The 17,567-nt window shown below is 74.3% G+C and carries 11 protein-coding genes; 8 read left to right on the forward strand and 3 right to left on the reverse strand.

Going from position 1 to position 17,567, the window contains the following annotated elements; translation table 11 throughout:
* Positions 1–76 precede the first annotated feature (76 nt).
* From ACZ5ON_RS00230 to ACZ5ON_RS00240, 3 genes are read left to right on the forward strand one after another with little or no spacing between them, the layout of a single operon-like run.
* The gene (locus tag ACZ5ON_RS00230; RefSeq protein ID WP_465582319.1) at positions 77–3,325 is read left to right on the forward strand and encodes an FtsX-like permease family protein; all 3,249 of its coding nucleotides are present in this window, start codon (positions 77–79) and stop codon (positions 3,323–3,325) included.
* Positions 3,322–6,183, forward strand: coding sequence for a hypothetical protein (locus tag ACZ5ON_RS00235; protein ID WP_465582322.1), 2,862 nt, complete (start codon positions 3,322–3,324; stop codon positions 6,181–6,183). Before ACZ5ON_RS00230 ends, ACZ5ON_RS00235 begins: the two co-directional genes overlap by 4 nt.
* Positions 6,180–7,199 (forward strand): ABC transporter ATP-binding protein, encoded by a 1,020-nt coding sequence (locus ACZ5ON_RS00240; protein ID WP_465582325.1) that lies wholly within the window; start codon positions 6,180–6,182, stop codon positions 7,197–7,199. The genes ACZ5ON_RS00235 and ACZ5ON_RS00240 overlap by 4 nt, the downstream gene beginning before the upstream one ends.
* 170 nt (positions 7,200–7,369) lie before the next feature.
* Here the strand turns inward: ACZ5ON_RS00240 and ACZ5ON_RS00245 are convergent, their stop codons facing one another.
* Positions 7,370–7,930: a MarR family winged helix-turn-helix transcriptional regulator gene (locus ACZ5ON_RS00245; RefSeq protein WP_465582328.1), complete on the reverse strand. Its 561-nt coding sequence runs from the start codon at positions 7,928–7,930 to the stop codon at positions 7,370–7,372.
* Between the two features lie 135 nt (positions 7,931–8,065).
* Here ACZ5ON_RS00245 and ACZ5ON_RS00250 point away from each other — a divergent pair, with 135 nt between their 5' ends.
* On the forward strand, positions 8,066–9,406 hold the full coding sequence (locus tag ACZ5ON_RS00250; RefSeq protein ID WP_465582331.1) for an MFS transporter: 1,341 nt from the start codon (positions 8,066–8,068) through the stop codon (positions 9,404–9,406).
* 132 nt (positions 9,407–9,538) lie between these two features.
* Here ACZ5ON_RS00250 and ACZ5ON_RS00255 read toward each other — a convergent pair whose 3' ends face one another.
* Entirely contained in the window at positions 9,539–10,630 is a 1,092-nt protein-coding gene (locus ACZ5ON_RS00255) for a DNA polymerase III subunit beta family protein (protein ID WP_465582334.1), read from the reverse strand.
* A 173-nt stretch (positions 10,631–10,803) separates the two neighbouring features.
* Between ACZ5ON_RS00255 and ACZ5ON_RS00260 the strand changes: the two genes are divergently transcribed.
* The 3 genes from ACZ5ON_RS00260 to ACZ5ON_RS00270 all read left to right on the forward strand — a co-directional run bounded on the left by ACZ5ON_RS00260 (position 10,804) and on the right by ACZ5ON_RS00270 (position 14,004).
* Positions 10,804–12,429 (forward strand): dolichyl-phosphate-mannose--protein mannosyltransferase, encoded by a 1,626-nt coding sequence (locus ACZ5ON_RS00260; protein WP_465582337.1) that lies wholly within the window; start codon positions 10,804–10,806, stop codon positions 12,427–12,429.
* Positions 12,393–13,217 (forward strand): ABC transporter permease, encoded by an 825-nt coding sequence (locus ACZ5ON_RS00265; protein WP_465582340.1) that lies wholly within the window; start codon positions 12,393–12,395, stop codon positions 13,215–13,217. The genes ACZ5ON_RS00260 and ACZ5ON_RS00265 overlap by 37 nt, the downstream gene beginning before the upstream one ends.
* Positions 13,218–13,419: 202 nt before the next feature.
* The gene (locus ACZ5ON_RS00270) at positions 13,420–14,004 is read left to right on the forward strand and encodes a TMEM165/GDT1 family protein (RefSeq protein WP_465582343.1); all 585 of its coding nucleotides are present in this window, start codon (positions 13,420–13,422) and stop codon (positions 14,002–14,004) included.
* Positions 14,005–14,110: 106 nt separating this feature from the next.
* On the opposite strand, the gene ACZ5ON_RS00275 is transcribed toward ACZ5ON_RS00270, so the two are convergent.
* On the reverse strand, positions 14,111–15,205 hold the full coding sequence (locus tag ACZ5ON_RS00275; protein WP_465582346.1) for a peptidoglycan-binding domain-containing protein: 1,095 nt from the start codon (positions 15,203–15,205) through the stop codon (positions 14,111–14,113).
* Between the two features lie 251 nt (positions 15,206–15,456).
* Here ACZ5ON_RS00275 and ACZ5ON_RS00280 point away from each other — a divergent pair, with 251 nt between their 5' ends.
* Complete coding sequence (locus ACZ5ON_RS00280) at positions 15,457–17,526, forward strand: MDR family MFS transporter (protein ID WP_465582349.1); 2,070 nt, start codon at positions 15,457–15,459, stop codon at positions 17,524–17,526.
* Positions 17,527–17,567 lie beyond the last annotated feature (41 nt).

Consider the following 17,567-nt stretch of genomic DNA (forward strand, 5'->3'; position numbering starts at 1 on the left):
CTTTCGTAGTCGGATCGAATCCGGCCATAATCTCCGCTATCCGGTGACAGTGGGCCCGGGCGGGGGAGGCGCGTAGATGGTCGGCTTCGTGGTGCGCCGACTCCACGGGCGGCTCCTGACGGCGGTCGCCGCGACGCTCACCGTGCTGATCACCACCGCCTCGCTCACCGCGCTCACAGCGTTCAACCGGAGCGTCGGCGAGGCCGGGCTGCGCCACGCACTCCAGGGGCCCGGCTTCTCCCGCACGGTCGTACTGGTCCGCGGACACGGCGGCGTCGGCGCGCGGGCCGCGGAGGAGGCCGCCGTCGCGAGGCTGGGTCGGGGGCTGTTCGCCCCGCTGCCCGACAGCGTCCGCAGCGTGGCCATCAGCCGGTCCTTCGCCCTGCCCGGTGCTCCGGTGGACGGCGCCGCGGGCGCCAACCCCGACATCACCCACCTCGCCTCACTCGACCGCTCCAGGGCCCGGCTGCTCGCCGGGCGGTGGCCGCAGGCGGCCACCGCCGCCACCGCGCCGATCGAGGCGGCCGTCCCGCAGGCGGCACTCGACCGGCTGCACCTGACCCCGTCGGCCCTCCCGGCGGTGGTGAACCTCGCCGACCGGTACGACGGCACCGCGCACGCCGTCAGGATCACCGGCGTGTACCAGGCCGTGGACCGGGACGGCCCCTACTGGAAACTGGACGAACTGGGCGGCCGTGGCGTCCAGGTCCGGTCCTTCACCACCTACGGGCCGCTGCTCGTCGACGACACCGCCTTCACGGCGGCCGGGCTCGCCCAGGACGGCCGCAACTACCTGCTCGCCGCCGACTTCGACACCCTCCGGGCAGCCGACACCGAGGCGCTGCGGGAGCGGGCCGGCCACCTGGCGCTCGACGGCCTGCAGGTCGAGACCGACCTCCCGGCCTTCCTAGGCGAGTTGGAGTCGGACCGGCTGGTGGCCAGGTCCACCCTGCTGATCGGACTGCTGCAGCTGGCGGTGCTCGCCACCGCCGTACTGCTGCTGGTGGTACACCTACTGACAACACGTCAGATGGCCGAGAACGCGCTGCTGTCGGCCAGAGGCGCCTCGCGGCTGCGGATCGGCGCGCTCACCGCCGCCGAGGCCGCCCTGCTCGCGCTGCCGGCCGCGCTGCTCGCCCCGCCGCTCACCCCGCTGCTGGTCCGGCTGCTGGCTGACTGGGGGCCGTTGGCGGGCACGCGGCTGAACACCGCCCTGCCCTGGACCAGTTGGCCGCTGGCGGCCGCCTGCGCACTCGGCTGCATCCTGCTGGCCACCGTGCCCGCACTGCTCCGCTCGGCCGGCAACGCGGCACTGCGGCGCGCCGGACGGCGTCAGGCGCTGGTCGCCGGCGTGGCCCGATCCGGCGCGGACCTCGCCCTGCTCGCGCTCGCCGTGGTGGCCTACCGGCAACTGGCCCACTACTCCGGCGGCGGCCTGAGCGCGGACCGTGCCGGCCGGCTCGGCATCGACCCGCTGCTCGTCGTGGCCCCCACCCTGGCACTGACCGCCGGCACCGTCCTGGTGCTGCGGCTGCTGCCGCTGGTGGCCAGGCTGGGGGAGCGGCTGGCCAAGCTGCGGCCGGGCCTGGAGGTGGCGCTGCTCGGCTGGCAGTTCGCCCGCCGGCCCGGGCGCAGCGCGGGGCCGGTGCTGCTGCTGGTGCTCGCCGTCTCGATCGGCATGCTCGCGCTGGGCCAGCGCGCCGCCTGGTCCGGCTCCCAGGGCGACCAGGCGGACTTCGCCACCGCCTCGGGCCTGCGGATCTCCAACTCCGGCCTGGCGTCGATGGGGCAGGGCGGCCGGTACGCCGCACTGCCGGGCGGCGACCGCCTGATCCCGGTCGCCCGCAAGCACCTGATGGTGCCCGGCGGCAATGACGCCCAACTGCTGGCGCTGGACACGGCGGCGGCCGCCCGCCACCTGCGGATCCGTCCGGACGTGCTCGGCGGCCGGGCCGTCGCCGACCTGTTCGGGCCGCTGGCCGGGCCGGTGCCCGCAGGCCCGCAGGCGGGGATCGTGCTGCCGGGCCGCCCGCGCCGGATCGACCTGGACCTGAGCCTCACGCTGAGCGGCCAGGCCGCCGTCCCGCAGGGCCCGGGAGTGATCCTGCTGCTGCGCGACCGGTTCGGCGTGCTGTACGAGGAGCGGCTCCCCGAGCTGCCGGTCACCGGTGACCGGACGGTCTCCGTCGACCTCGGGCCCGCGTTGGGCGCACCGCTGGGCTCGGCGGCCGCACCGCTGACCGTCGCCGGGATCCAAGTCACGCCCGCTCCGGCCCAGGAGGGCTGGCTCAACGGTGAACTGACGCTCCATCGGATATCCGCCGCCGACAGCGCGGACGGGCCCGCCACCGCGGCGACCGTGCCGGCCGGCCTCGGCTGGTCCGTCGGGACGGGCGCCGGGCAGCAGGGCCAGGCGTCCTCCGGCGGCACCGCCGGCACGGACGGGCACAACCCGCTGGTCTTCCGCTACCGCACCGGAAGCACGTCCCGGGGCGCCAGTTCGCTGATCCCGGCCGATGCGCAGGGACACCCCGCGCCGGTGCCCGAACTCACCGGGATCGCCACCCGCGGCTATCTGACGGCGGTCGGTGCCTCGGTCGGCGACCGGATCCTGGTCCCGGTGGACGGCACCGCGGTCGGCGTGCGGATCACGGCCGCCGTGGCCGCGCTGCCGACGGCCGACGGTCCTGCGCTCGCGGTCGATCTGGCGGCGCTGGACCGCGCCCTGGTCGACCAGCAGAGCCTGCCCTCGGCCCCGGACGAGTGGTGGCTGCCCGGCACCGGACGGGGCGATTCGGTGCCGGCGAGGGCCGCGGCCGCGCTGCGGGCCGGAACCGGTGCCCAGACGCTGCGGCTGCGGGACGAGGTGGCGGCCGCCCTGCGCGACGACCCGATCGGCGCGGCCCCGCAGAACGCCCTGGCGGCCCTGGCTGCGGCCGCCGCCGTACTGGCCGCGATCGGCTTCGCCGCCGCGGCCGCCGGTGCCGCGGCCGAGCGGGCGGGCGAGTTCGCGGTGCTGCTGGCGCTGGGCGCCTCCCGGCGCCGGCTGGCCCGGACGGTGGCGGCCGAGCAGGCTCTGCTGGTGCTGCTCGGGTTGGGCGTCGGGCTGGGCCTCGGCGCGCTGCTGGCGCACTTGGTGCTCCCGCTGATCGTGCTGAGTCCGGCGGCCCGCCGCCCGGTGCCCGGGGTGCTGGTGCACCTCCCGCTGGGCCAGGCCGTGCTGATGGCTCTGCTGATCGCGGCCCTTCCGCTGCTGCCGGTGCTCCTCGACCCGCGCCGTCACCGGGACCTGACCGCACGGCTGCGGTACGTGGAGGAGACATGAGCGAGCCGCTCGCCCGGGGTCTCACCGGGGCGCCGTGGGTGCGGACCAGGCTGCGGACGGCGCCGGCCGCAGCACTGCTGACGGCCGCCCTGGTGTTCGTCTCCGCCTTCCTGGCCGCCGCCCTGCCCCGCGCACTGGACCGGGGTGCGGACCAGGCACTGCGCGAACTGATCCGCCGCCACGGGCCGTTGGCCGGCTCGCTGACGGTGACGGTCGATCAGTTCGCGTCTGCCGCGAGCCCGGAAGCCGCGCCGGGTGACTCCGGCCGGCCCGCCGCCGACCTGGACCGCAAGGCCGGGGCGATCGCCGGTGACGTCCCGGCCCCGCTGCGGCTGGCGGCCGGCGGCCCGGTGTACGGCTCGGCCGGGAGGTTCCCACGCGAGCTGCCGGACGGCGGACTGCCCCGCCCCGGTGGGCTGCCGCCCAAGCTCGGGCTGGTCTATCTGAACGCCGCCGCCGGGCACGCCCGCCTGGTGGCCGGCCGGTGGCCCACCGGAACGGCGCCGCACGGACACGTCGAGGTGGCGCTGTCCGAGGCCACCGCCGCGACCCTGGGCGTACACGCGGGCTCGACCCTGAACGCCGGGGCCCTGGGGGCGGAGACCGGTGCCGGGGTGAGCGCCGAGGTGGTGGGCCTGTACCGCCCCGACCAGGTGGACAGTGCGTTCTGGGCGGGCACCCCGTGCCTGACCGCGGCCTGCCTGAGCACCGAACGGATCGGCTTCGAGGCCGTCCCGTTCTGGTCGGCCACCGGTCTGGTCGGCCGCGACGGGCTGCTGGGGTTGGGCGCCTGGGGCGCCGGCAGCACGGACTTCTACCAGCTCCCGTTCGACCTCGCCGCGCTGCACGCCGACGAGCTGCCCGCCGCCCGGAGCGCGGTGGCCTCGCTGATCGCCGGACCGGCGAACGCCGGGTTGGTCGCGGAACTCGGGCAGTCGGGCAGCCAGGTCGCCTCGACGCTGCCGCAGCTGTTCGACGAGGCCGCCCACCGGCAGGCCGCCGCCGCACCGCTCACCGAGGTCGGGCCCGCGGGCGCTGCCGGAGTTGTCGTCGCGGTGCTCTGCCTGGCCGCGGCCCTCGCCGCCGAACGCCGGGCCGGCGAACTGCGCCTGCTCCGCGCCCGCGGCGGTTCGCGGGCCGGAGTGCTCGGCAGACTGCTCGGCGAGACGGCGGTGACGGTGCTGCCCGCCGGGCTCGCCGGGACGCTGCTCGCGCTGGTGGTACTGCCGACCGGGCGCTGGGCCGCCTCGGTGTCGGCCGCCCTGGCGGTCGCCCTGGTCGCGGTCCTGGGCCTTCCGTTGCGGGCCCTCGTGCTGTCGACGGGTCCGCGCCCGGGAAGCGGCCGGCGCCGCCTGGTCGTCGAACTCGCGGTGGCGGCGGCCACCGCCGGCGCGCTGGCCGCCGTCCGGCGGCGCGGGGTGGCCTCGGGCGGCGACGGGGTGGACCTGCTGCTGGTCGGCGCCCCCCTGCTGCTCGCGCTGACCGGAGCGCTGGTGCTGGCCAGGTTCCATCCGGTGCTGATCGGCTGGGCGGCCCGCCAGGCGGGCCACCGCCCCGGGCTGGTGGGCTTCCTGGGGCTGGCCCGGGCCGCCCGGGGCGACGGCCGACGGCAGCGGCCGAGTGTCCTGCCGCTGCTCGCCCTGCTGCTCGCGGTGACCACGGCGGGCTTCGGCGCCACCGTGCTGGACTCGGTGGCCGCGGCGCGCGAGCGGGCCGCGCTCACCACGGTGGGCGCCGGGGCCAGGGTGGCCGCCGTCTCCGCCGCCGCGCTGCCCGAGGGCTTCGCGACGGCGGCTGCCCGGCTGCCCGGCGCCGGCGCGGCCACCGCCGTCTGGACCTTCGACGGAGCACCGGTGGGCACCCCCGGCGGTGTGCTGATCTCCGACGTCACGGTGATCGTGATCGACCCGGTGGTGTACGCCGCGCTCGCCCGCGACCTGGGGCAGGGCGTCTTCGACCCGGCGCTGCTGGCCGAGGACGGCCGGGTCGACTCCCCGGTCCCGGCGCTGGCCAGCCCGGATGTGGCCGAGCGGCTCGGCCGCGCGCCGCGCGCCGCGCGCCTGCGGTCCGGGGAGCTCCAGGTCCGGGTGGCGGGAGTGGTGGACGGCACCCGGGCGGTGAACGGCGCGGGCGGGAGCAAGACCATGGTGCTCCCGGCCGGGCCGGTCGCCTGCCGGTTCCCGGGGATCGGCCGCCCCAACCTGTGGCTGGCCACCGGCCGGCTCGCCGCCGACCCGCTGCGGGAGCTGCTCCAGCGGCTCTCCCCGGCCGACGCGGCCGCGACCGGCCCCGCGCGCGCGAGTGCCGCTGCGTCCGTGACCGGTGCCGGGTCCGTGACCGGTGCCGCGTCCCGGCAGCAGGGCAAGGACTCCTACTCCGTACGGACGAAGGCCGAGACTGCCGAGGAGCTGGCCGCCGACCCGCTCCAGCACACCGCCGCCCGGCTGTTCTGGACGTCCGTCGCGGCGGCGGGCGGCTTCGCGCTGCTGGCCGTACTGCTGACCCTGGTCCGGGCGGCGCCGGAACGGGCCGCACTACTGGCCCGGCTGCGCACCATGGGCCTGCGGCCGCGGCAGGGGCTGGCCCTGATCCTGGCCGAGGCGCTGCCGCAGCCGCTGGTGGCCGCCCTCGCAGGGGGTCTGGTGGCCCTCGCCGCAGCACCGCTGCTGGGCCCCGCGGTCGACCTCGCGGCGCTGGTCGGCGCGCCCGTGTCCGCCGGGCTGCGGACCGCCTGGCTGCCGGTGCTGCTCCAGGTACTGGCCCTCGTGGCGATCGCGACCGCCACGGTCGCCGCGGAGGTGGCGGTGTCCGGGCGGCGACAGATCACCACCGAGTTGAGAGCGGGGGACGTGCGATGAGCGCCGACCAGGCGGCACCCAGCTACCAGGACCTGCGGCGGGCGGCGCTGGCCGCCGCCGAGCCGAGCGGCCACGGGGCGGACGCGGCGATCGTCTGCGACCGGCTGGTGCGGATCTTCACCGCGGACCGGGTGGAGGTGCAGGCCCTCCAGGGCCTCGACCTGGTGGTGGACCGGGGTGACCTGGTGGCGCTGGTGGGCGCCTCGGGCAGCGGCAAGTCGACGCTGCTGAACATCCTGGCGGGCCTGGACGTGCCGACCGCCGGCAGCGCCCGGGTGGCGGGCCGCGATCTGCTGGCGATGTCGGCCGGGGACCGGCTGCGCTACCGCCGGGAGGTGGTCGGCTTCGTCTGGCAGCAGACCGCGCGCAATCTGCTGCCGTATCTGACGGTCGCTCAGAACATCGCGCTGCCGCTGCAGTTGCGCGGACGCGCCCGCCGGCGCGGGGCCGCCGCGCGCCGCTCGGCCCGGGTGGCCGAACTGCTGGAGGCGCTGGGCATCGGTGAACTCGCCCACCGCCGGCCGGCCCAGCTCTCGGGTGGACAGCAGCAGCGGGCGGCCATCGCGGTGGCGATGGTGGGCGACCCGGCGGTGCTGCTGGCCGACGAGCCGACCGGCGAGCTGGACTCGGAGACCGCCGCCGGGATCTTCGACGCGCTGCGCACCGTCAACCGGGAACTGGGCGCCACGGTGGTGATCGTCACCCACGATCCGATGGTGGCGGGCGAGGTGCGCCGCACCGTGGCGATCCGGGACGGCCGGACCAGCAGCGAGGTGCTGCGGCGGACGGTGGTGGACGAGCACGGCGCGGAGACGGTCAGCGAGCGCGAGTACGTGATGCTGGACCGCACCGGCCGGGTGCAGCTGCCCCGCAAGTTCCTGGAGGCGCTGGGCATGGAGCACCGGGTGGCGGTGGACCTGGAGCCGGACCATGTCGCCGTCCGGCCGGACGACCTGACAGTCGGCCGGGCGGGTAGCGGTCCTGTCAGTCGCGATCGCGGGCCTCGAAGTAGTTGAGGATCAACTCGCGCTCGGCGGTGGGCCAGTGGGCCAGGCGCAGGGTGGCGTCCAGGGTGTCGGCGAGGAGTCGGCGCAGGAAGCCGGTGTCACCGGCTTCCTGCGCCCAGGTGTCGGCCGGCCGGACGGCCTGACGGCGACCTGGTCCGTGCCCCGGGCGCCGGCCGGTCTCAGTCCAGGTCGTCGGTGCGGCCCAGGGCGTCCGGTTGGGTCTCCTCGATCCGGCGCAGCATCCGGCCGAGCAGCGTGGAGAGGGCGGGGCGCTCGGCCTGGGCGATGTCCTGGAGCAGTTCCTCCTCGAAGACCGCGGCCATCCGCATCGACTCCAGCCACTTGTCGCGGCCTTCCTCGGTCAGCTCGATGATCACCCGGACCCGGTTGGCCTCGTCGCGTTCCCGGGTGACCAGGCCCTCGGTGACCATGCGGTCGATCCGGTGCGTCATCGCGGCGGGGGTGAGGCCGAGCCGCTTGGCCAGCTCGCCCGGGCCCATCCGGTACGGGCTGCCGGCGACCACCAGCGCCTTGAGCACCTCCCACTCGGCGGAGGTGATTCCGAGCACAGTGAGCTGCCTGCCGTAGGCGACGCTCATCCGTCGGGCGACCCGGGACAGGGTCGAGACGATGGTCTCGACCTGTGGGTCGACGGTGGGGAACTCCCGTTGGTAGATGGCCACTTGGTCGGCGATGGCCAGCTCGCCGGCGGTCTCCTGTCCGGGCTTCGGTGCGCTCATGGCGCTCATTCTCCCACGAAGGGCTGCAGGCGTTAAGCCTTTGACGCTTCAGGCTTCCGATGCTTAGAGTTTAGCTCCGAAGTTTAGCTCTGAAATCTTCTTTGTTGAAGACTATCCAGTGAAAGGGTGTGCACGGTGACCGGCACGGTGAAGCAGCAGAGGCAGCAGCGTCAAGGGGCGGGCGGCCCGCTGCGCCGCGTCCAGATCGGCAATGCGCTCAGCGCGTTCGGCAGCGGATTCACGATGCCGTACATGTTCGTCTACGTGGACCAGGTCAGGGGCCTGGGCTCGCTCGCCGCCGGGATGGTCTTCACCGTCTTCGCGCTGGCCGCGCTGGCCGTGCTGCCCTTCACCGGCCGCGGGATCGACCGGTACGGTCCTCGCCCGGTGCTGCTCGCCGGTACCGCCCTGGCGGCCTCCGGTGCCTTCGCGTTCGGCCACGCCACCGGCACGCCCGAGCTGATGATCGCGTCCTTCCTGTTCGGCGCCGGTGTCACCACCTGCCAGCCGGCCCTCGCCACCATGGTCGTGCGCTGCTCGACCCGGGCCACCCGCTCGCGGGCCTTCGCGCTCCAGTTCACCCTGGTCAACCTGGGGATGGGCATCGGCGCCCTGGTCGGTGGCCAGATCGTGGACGTCGCCGAGCCCGCCACCCTGACCCGGCTGTTCACCATCGAGGCGCTGACCTTCGTGGGTCTGGCGATCGTCACCGGCACCGCCCGCGTCCCGGGTGCCCAGCCGGTCGTGGTGGAGGTCGAGCAGGGCGAGGCCGGCCCGCAGGGGCTGCGCGCGCTGTTCGCGGACAAGGCCATGATGCGGCTCTGCCTGCTCGCCGGGCTGATCTTCTTCACCTGCTACGGCCAGTTCGAGTCCGGTGTCGCGGCCTTCGCCACCAACACCGTGGGCACCGCGCCGTCCACCCTCGGCCTGGCCGTCGGCGTCAACGCGCTGACCATCGTGGTGCTCCAGATGTTCGTGGTGAGGCTCACCGAGCGCCGCCGCCGCACCACCGCGATGGCCGCCGCCGGTGTGGTCTGGCTGGGTGCCTGGGTGATGGCGCTCACCGCCGGGCTGGTCCGCTCCGACGCGATGGCCGCGACCGTGGCGATCGTCGCGGTGTACTCCCTGTTCGGCGTCGGCGAGTCCCTGCTGGCCCCCACCCTGGGTCCGATCGTCGCCGACCTCGCGCCGGCCCGGCTGCTCGGTACCTACAACTCGGCGCACGCCCTGGTGAAGCAGATCGCCGTCGCGGTCGGCCCGGCCGTCGGCGTGCTGCTGGTCGGCTCCGGCACCTGGCCGCTCTACCTGGCGGTGATGGTGCTCTGCACCCTGCTGATCGTCACTCTGGCCCTGCGGCTGCGGGACCACCTGACGCCGGCCCAGGACAACGCCGTGCTGCCGGCAGGCTTCCCGGCGAACCGGGTCCCGGTCCGGACGTCGCTCACCTCGACCGGGGAGCTCCAGGCCGTCGCCTGACGCCGACCTCCGGCCGCCGTCCGCAGATTCCTCGGGGGAGGTGCTGCCGGAAGGCGGCCGGAACCGTTCACCCCCGGCCGATCCCCCGGGCCTTCCGGCCGGCGCCCCCGAGCACCGGCCGGAAGACCGGTCTCAGGACAGTGTGGTGGGCATCAGCAGGGAGAAGGTGTCCGCACGGTCGGGGAAACGGATGGCGAGCGGGGCGATGGGGCCGCCGAGCTCCAGCACCAGCTGCTTCCCGCCGCCCGCCGCGACGGCCTCCAGCAGGAAGTCGCGGTTCACGCCCACCCGCAGGCCGTCCGTCGGACCCTCCGGATCGGCCACGGTGAACGAGCCGTCCGCGGACACCGCCAGGACCGAGAGCTCGAACGCCACCCCGTCCTGGCCGCGGACCGTGCTGCGGGTGGCCCCGGCCGCCAGTGCCTCGCGCAGCTGGACGGTGTCCAGGCTCAGCCGGTGGGTGGGCTCCAGCCGGATCAGTGCACGGTAGTCCGGGTAGTCCTGGTCGACCCGCTCGCCCAGCACCGACCGGTCGCCGACGGTCGCGATCAGCCGGTCGCCCTCCGCCAGCAGGCGGACCTCCCCGGCGCCGTCCAGCAGCGGGCGCAGCTCGTCCACGAACGCGGTCGGCGCGACCACGCTCATCGTGCCCTCGGCCGGACCGGTGGGCGGCACCTGGGCGACGGCGAGGCGGTAGCGGTCGGTGGCGACCAGCCGCAGCAGCTCGCCGTCCGCCTCCAGCAGCACTCCGCCCACGGCGGGCAGTTCCGGATCGGTGCTCACGGCGAACCGCACCGCGTCCAGTGCAGCCGCCAACTCCTTCGCCGCAACGGTCAGTCGGGTCACGGAAACAGGATTCATCGGGTTCTCCCTCAGGTCGATCAGTGTCCGTACCGCGGAGAGCTCGCGACGCGCGTCGGCCAGGCCGTCCTCCAGCCGGCGCAGATGCCCCTCCAGCACCCGGTGGGCCGCCCCGGTGGGCCCGCCCAGCACCCGCGAGATGTCCGCGAGCGGCAGCCCGACCCGGCGCAGCCGGGCGATCAGCCGGGCGTCGGCCACCTGGTCGGGGGCGTACCAGCGGTACCCGCTCTGCGGATCCACCCAGGCCGGCCCGAACACCCCGGCCCCGTCGTAGAACCGCAGTGCACTCACGCTCAGCCCGCTGTCCCTGGCCATCTCACCGATGCTGCGCATCGCGCTGCCCTGCGTCACTCCGCTCTCCACGCCGACGACTCTGCGGCCTCGACCAGGTCGAGGGTCAACCCGGACGCCCACCGTAGTACGAGGTGCAGCCGGACCTGGCGCGTCGGATGCTGGCTAGGGTTTCGGCCTCGGGGCGACATAGTGTCAGCCAGGGCCGTCCACCACAGCGATCGAAGCGAGGAACCGGCGAGGCCATGGCGTACCCGACAGTCACCGGCACCGACCCCCTGCCCCCTCCCGCCGCGGCGGCGCCGGCCGCCCGGTACCTGCGCGCGCCGCAGTGGGCGGTCCGGCACTCGGGCTGGCTCGGGCCGGTCGCGGTCGCGCTGTTCGCCGGAGTCCTGCGGTTCTGGAACCTCGGCCACCCGAACGCCTTCGTCTTCGACGAGACCTACTACCCCAAGGACGCCTGGTCGCTGCTTCACCAGGGCTACGAGGGCGTCTGGCCGGACAGCGCCAACTTCCAGATCCTGTCCGTCCCGCAGACCATCCCGCTCACCGCGGCACCCGAGTTCATCGCGCACCCACCGCTCGGCAAGTGGGTCATCTCGCTCGGCGAGGCCGCCTTCGGGCTGCACCCCTTCGGCTGGCGGGTGGTCCTCGCGCTGCTCGGGACGCTCAGCGTGCTGATGCTGGCGAGGATCGGCCGCCGGCTGTTCTCCTCCACCCTGCTCGGCTGCACCGCCGCGCTGCTGATGGCCGTGGACGGCCTGCACTTCGTGATGAGCCGGGTCGGGCTGCTGGACGGGGTGGTGATGTTCTTCGTGCTCGCAGCCTTCGGCTGCCTGCTGATCGACCGTGACCGCACCCGCGCCGTGCTGCGCGCCGCCCGCGCCGAGGGCGGGCGGGCCGGCGACGAGGTCCGGCTGGGAGTGCGCCCCTGGCGGATCGCCGCCGGGCTGCTGCTCGGCGCCGCCTGCGCCACCAAGTGGAACGGCCTGCAGATCCTGGCCGCCTTCGGCCTGCTGACGGTGGTCTGGGACCAGTCCGGCCGCCGCTGGGCCGGGGCCGCCCGCCCCTGGCGCTCGATGCTCCGCCGGGACGCGCTGCCCGCCTTCCTCTCCATGGTGGGCGTCGCGGTACTGGTGTACCTGGCGTCCTGGAGCGGCTGGTTCGCCACCGACGGCGGCTTCGACCGCCACTGGGCCGACGGCCGGGCCGGACTCTCCCCGCCCCGCACCCCGGTGGTGGACGTCCCGCTGCCCCAGCTCCCGATGACCTGGGTCCCGGCGGCACTGCGCGGCTGGTGGCACTACCACGCGCAGATGTACGACTTCAACACCGGCCTGACCAGCCCGCACAAGTACCAGTCCAACCCGTGGAGCTGGCTGGTCCAGGGCCGCCCGGTCAGCATGTACTGGGAGCAGGTGTCGCAGGGCGATCACGGCTGCACCGCCCCCGACGGCTGCGGCAGCCAGATCCTGGCGCTCGGCACCCCGCTGCTCTGGTGGACCGCCTGCTTCGCGCTCGTGTACGCGCTCTGGCGCTGGTTCTTCCGCCGGGACTGGCGGGCCGGGGCGGTCCTGGCGGGCGTCGCCGGGATCTACCTGCCCTGGTTCCAGTACCAGCAGCGGACGATCTTCTCCTTCTACATGGTGGTGCTGGTGCCCTTCCTCTGCCTGGCGGTGGCCCTGATGCTGGGAGCGATGCTCGGCCCGCCCGGCTGCTCACCGCAGCGCCGCCGCTCGGGCGCCATCGGCGCGGGCGCCGTCGTGCTGGCGATCGTGGCCTGCTTCGCGTACTTCTACCCGCTCTACACGGCGGAGGTGATCCCGATGACTCAGTGGCAGAGTCGGATGTGGTTCACCAGTTGGATCTGAGCGCGGTGGCGGCCGCGGGCCAGTTGCTCCCGGTCACTCCCGCACTCGGCGTCGTCACCGCCGCGCTGCTGCTCGCGGCGGTCGCGGTCACCGGAGGGGGGAGGCTCGGACACGGGCGGGACGTCCTGCTGGCGGGCCTGCGGGCGGTGTTGCAACTCGCGGCGGTCGCCTTCGTGATCACCTGGGTGGTCGGCTCGATGCTGACCTCCGCGCTGTTCGTCCTGGTGATGTTCGCGGTCGCGGTGCGCACCGCCGGGCGGCGGATGACGGACGGCCCCGGCTGGGTCTGGGCCGCGGTCCCGATCGGGGCCGGTGTGCTGCCGGTGCTGGTGCTGCTGCTCGCCGGCGGGCTCCTGCCGCCGAAGGGCCTGTCGGTCGTCCCGGTCGCCGGGATCCTGCTCGGCGGCGGGCTCACCGCCACCTCGTTGGCCGGCCGCCGGGCCCTGGACGAGCTGCGCCTGCGGCACGGCGAGGTGGAGGCGGCGCTGGCGCTCGGCTTCGAGGAGCGGGACGCGCGCCTGGAGATCTGCCGCACGGCGGCGGCCACCTCACTCGTCCCGGCACTGGACCAGACCAGGACGGTGGGCCTGGTCACCCTGCCGGGCGCCTTCGTCGGGATGCTGCTGGGCGGGGCGACGCCCGTCCAGGCCGGCGCGGTCCAGTTGTTCGTGCTGATCGCGCTGCTCGTGGTGGAGGCGGTGGCGATCGTGGCGGTGCTCGAACTGGTGGGGCGGGGACTGGTGACCCGCGAGACCGCTCACCGGGTCAGGTACGCTGGTCGGAGTTGAAGGGGAGTAGCCCTCCACCGGACCGTCGACATACTGGCTTCGCCTCGTGCGGGCCCGGCGCCCGGGACACCGCCCGTGACGGGGGTGTCGGCGAGACCTTCGGCCGCAGTGCTGTGACCATGACCAGTGCTGTCGGGCCGAGGCGTCCCCCGATGGGCGGTCATCCGGCCCGGCAGCCCGACCAAGGGAAATCCACCCCCCGATGAGCCTGACCATCGCCGCCCTCACCTTCGGCATCATCTTCCTCGCCGAACTGCCCGACAAGACCGCCCTGGCCAGCCTGGTCCTCGGCACCCGCTACCGGGCGAGCTACGTCTTCGCCGGGATCGCCGCCGCCTTCGCACTCCACGTGGGTCTCGCCCTGGCGGCGGGCAGCCTGCTCGCCCTGCTCCCGCAGCGCTGGGTGGAGGGCATCACCGGGCTGCTGTTCCTGGTGGGTGCGCTGATGCTGCTCTGGCACAAGGACGAGGACGAGGAGGGGCACGCCGCCAAGGAGCCGTCCTCGGGCAGCTTCTGGAAGGTCGCCGGTGCCAGCTTCGTGGTCGTCGCGGTCGCCGAGTTCGGCGACCTGACCCAGATCATGACGGCCAACCTCGCCGCCAAGTACGCCGACCCGGTGTCGGTCGGCCTCGGCGCCTGGCTGGCGCTCTGCGCGGTCGGCGGGATCGCGATCGTGGGCGGGCAGAAGCTGCTGCAGTACGTGCCGATGCGGGTCATCGTCCGGGTGGCCGCCGTGGTGATGCTGCTGATGGCCGCCTTCAGCGTCTTCAACGCCGTCACGGGCTGACCCGGCCGACGGCCGCGGGGATGTGAGGCGTGCCGCGGTCGGCCGGGGCCTTCGGACGTGCGGTTCCCCGCGCCGTCGAGGGGTGCCCAGCCGGCCGCCCGGGTGCTCAGCAGAACGCGTCGTCCAGCGCCGCTCGGGTGTTGGGGCCGAAGACGCCGCTCGGATCGCCCTGGACGTTCGCGTCCCACTGGAAGCTCCGCACGCCCTTGGTCGTCGGGCCGTCGTAGGTGCCGCTCGCCCGTACGTGGTAGCCGCAGTTGGAGAGCTGCTGCTGCATGGCGGCGACGTCCGGGCCCTTCATTCCGGGACCCAGGGTGCGCGGGCCGCTCGGTGTCGGGGACGGGGACGCGGTGGTCGGCTCGGCGGACGGGGACGCGGTCGGCTTGGTCGTGGTCGCCCTGGCGATCACCGGGAGCCGGCTGAGGGTGGGGCTCGGCTTGGGGCTGGCCTTGCTCGGCGAGGGGGAGGGGCTGTCCGAGGCCGGGGCGGTGGTCGCCGGGACGCTCGGGGCCGAGCTGGTGGGCACGGGCTGCACGGTGCCGACCGGAAGCGGGTCGGCCTGGTTGACGCCCTTGTTCCCCGAGGCGGGCACCAGGGCGAAGGCGATCCCGGCGCCGATCGCGACGATCCCCACTCCGGCCGCCGCCATGACGACCTTGCGCTTCATGGGCGCCGACTGTTGCTGCGCCCGCCGCTCGGCCCTGCCACCCGGCCCGTCACCCGCCTGGAAGGCGAAGATCCCGAGCTCGGCGGCCCGGTCCTGCGGCTGGTGCGGTGCCTGGTACTGCGGCTGCTGAGGCGGCGTGGGCCGGTACTGCGGCTGCTGAGGCGGTGCGGGTCGGTACTGCGGCTGCTGAGGCGGTGCGGGTCGGTACTGCGGCGGGTAGGGCTGCTGAGCGGATCCGGACTGGTGCTGCTGCGGCGGTACGGGCGGCAGCAGCGTGGTGGCCTGCTGGTCCTGGGAAGGGACCGGCGGCAGCAGCGCGGTCGGGAAGGCGTCCGGGTCCGGCTCCTCGTACTCGGCCGCGGCCGGGACGTACGGGCGGACCAGCGGCGGGCCCTCGGCGTGCGGGAGGACCGCGGTCTCCTCCAGGTCGGGGTGCACCGGCTGATAGCCCGACCGGCCGTACGAAACGGGGGTGCATGCGCACCCGCCGGCCGTCCGGACGGTGCCGCAGCCGGCACAGTGCTCTCCCGGCATGGGCCGGTCCTCCTCGGTTCTGGTGGCGAACCCGCCTGATTATGCAGGAGCGTCCTGGGAGTTGACAGAGTCAAGCGTCCGGACCTGAGGCAGTTGTCCTGATCTGTGACGGTCTGTGCCATGTGAACGCTTGGCCGCCTTCCCGCGACGGCGGGATGCAGACGGTGCAATCAGATGTGGTGAATTCGGACAATACTGACACCATGGTGAGTCTGGATGATCGTCAGCCCGGATTTCACCGAGGAGCCGACATGGCGAACCCGGCAGGCGCGTCCGACCGGGCCGGAGCGGGCGGTCCCGCACTCCCGCAGACGACGGCGCACAACCTCTGGGTGCCGATCGGTGCGCTGCTGCTGGCGCTGCTGCTGGCGGCGCTCGACCAGACCATCGTCTCCACCGCGCTGCCCACCATCGTCAGCGACCTCGGCGGTCTGAAGCACCTCTCCTGGGTGGTCACCGCCTATCTGCTCGCCTCCACCGCCGCCACCCCGCTGTGGGGCAAGCTCGGCGACATGTACGGCCGGAAGCGGCTCTTCCGGGCCTCGATCGTGATCTTCCTGATCGGTTCCGCGCTCTGCGGACTCGCCCGGAACATGGGCGAGTTGATCGCCTTCCGGGCGCTGCAGGGGCTGGGCGGCGGCGGGCTGATCGTGCTCACCCAGGCGATCGTCGGCGACCTGGTCCCGCCCCGTGACCGGGGAAAGTACCAGGGCCTGTTCGGCGCCGTGTTCGGCGTCACCAGCGTGCTCGGCCCACTGCTCGGCGGGGTCTTCGTCGACAACCTCAGCTGGCGCTGGGTCTTCTACATCAACCTGCCGATCGGCGTCGTCGCGCTGGTGGTGATCGCCGCCGTGCTCCCCAGTGCCGGGGTGACGCGCCGGCACACCATCGACTACCTGGGCACCTTCCTGATCGCCTCGGTCGCCACCTGCCTGGTGCTGATGACTTCGCTGGGCGGCATCACCTGGCCGTGGGGCTCCTGGCAGGTGGTCGGCCTGGCGGTGCTCGGCGCGGTCCTGCTGGTCGCGTTCGTCGCCGTCGAGCGCCGCGCCGCCGAACCGGTCATCCCGATGCGGCTGTTCCGCTCCCGGACCTTCAGCCTGGTCACGGTGATCTCCTTCGTGGTCGGCTTCGCGATGTTCGGCGCGCTCACCTACCTGCCGACCTTCCTCCAGGTCGTCAAACGGGTCTCGCCGACCCTGTCCGGCATCCACATGCTGCCGATGGTGCTCGGCATGCTGTTGACCTCGATCGTCGCCGGCCAGGTCGTCGCCCGCACCGGCCACTACCGGATCTTCCCGATCGCCGGGACCGCGGTCACCACCGTCGGCCTGGTCCTGCTCTCCCGGCTCACCGAGCACAGCACCACCACCGAGACGAGCCTCTACTTCCTGGTCTTCGGCCTCGGGCTCGGCCTGGTCATGCAGGTGCTGGTGCTGATCGTGCAGAACTCGGTCGACTACCAGGACCTCGGGGTGGCCACCGGCGCCGCGACCTTCTTCCGCTCCGTCGGCGCCTCCTTCGGGGTCTCCATCTTCGGCACCGTCTTCGCGTCCGGCCTGGGCCGCCGGCTGCCCGAGGTGCTGGCCGGACTCCCGCTGCCACCCGGCTTCAACCCCGCGACCGTCACCGCCGACCCGCGGGTCGTCGCCACCCTGCCGGCCGCCGTGCAGGACGCGGTCCACCGCGCGTACGCCGAGTCGATCACCCGGGTCTTCCCGTACGCCGTACCGGTCGCCGTCGTCGCCTTCGTGCTGTCGCTGTTCATCCGGGAGCAGAAGCTGCGCACCACGGTCACCGCCCCGGACCTGGGCGAGAGCATCGGAGTCAACCCCGTCGAACGCTCCTCGCTGGACGAGATCGCCCGCGCGCTGTCCCTGCTCGGCTCCCGGGACGCCCGGCGCGACCTCTTCCGGCGGATCACCGAGGAGGCCGGACTCGACCTCGAACCCGCCTCCAGCTGGCTGATCCTCGCCATGCACCACCAGGGCCAGGTCGAACCCGCCGAACTCGCCGAGCGCCGGATCGTCCCGACCGAGGTGGTCGAGGCGGCCGTCCGGGAGGTGGGGAGCCGCGGCCTCGCGGTCCGCGACGGTCTGGCGATCCGCCTCACCGAACGCGGCCGGCAGGTGGCCGAGAAGCTGGTCGCCGCCCGGCGCTCCCAACTCGCCGCCCTGCTGGGCGACTACGACGAGAGGCGCTACGGCGACCTGGCCGACCTGCTCAACCGCCTCAGCAGGCAGCTCTGCACCGACGACCGCGACCGACCGGACCGCACCGGCCCCGACCAGACCCAGCGCGGCGAGGGCCACGCGGCCTGATCCGCGCCGGACGCCTGGTCCCCGGGCCGGTTCCGGGAACA

The organism is Kitasatospora sp. NPDC032150 (assembly GCF_055579945.1).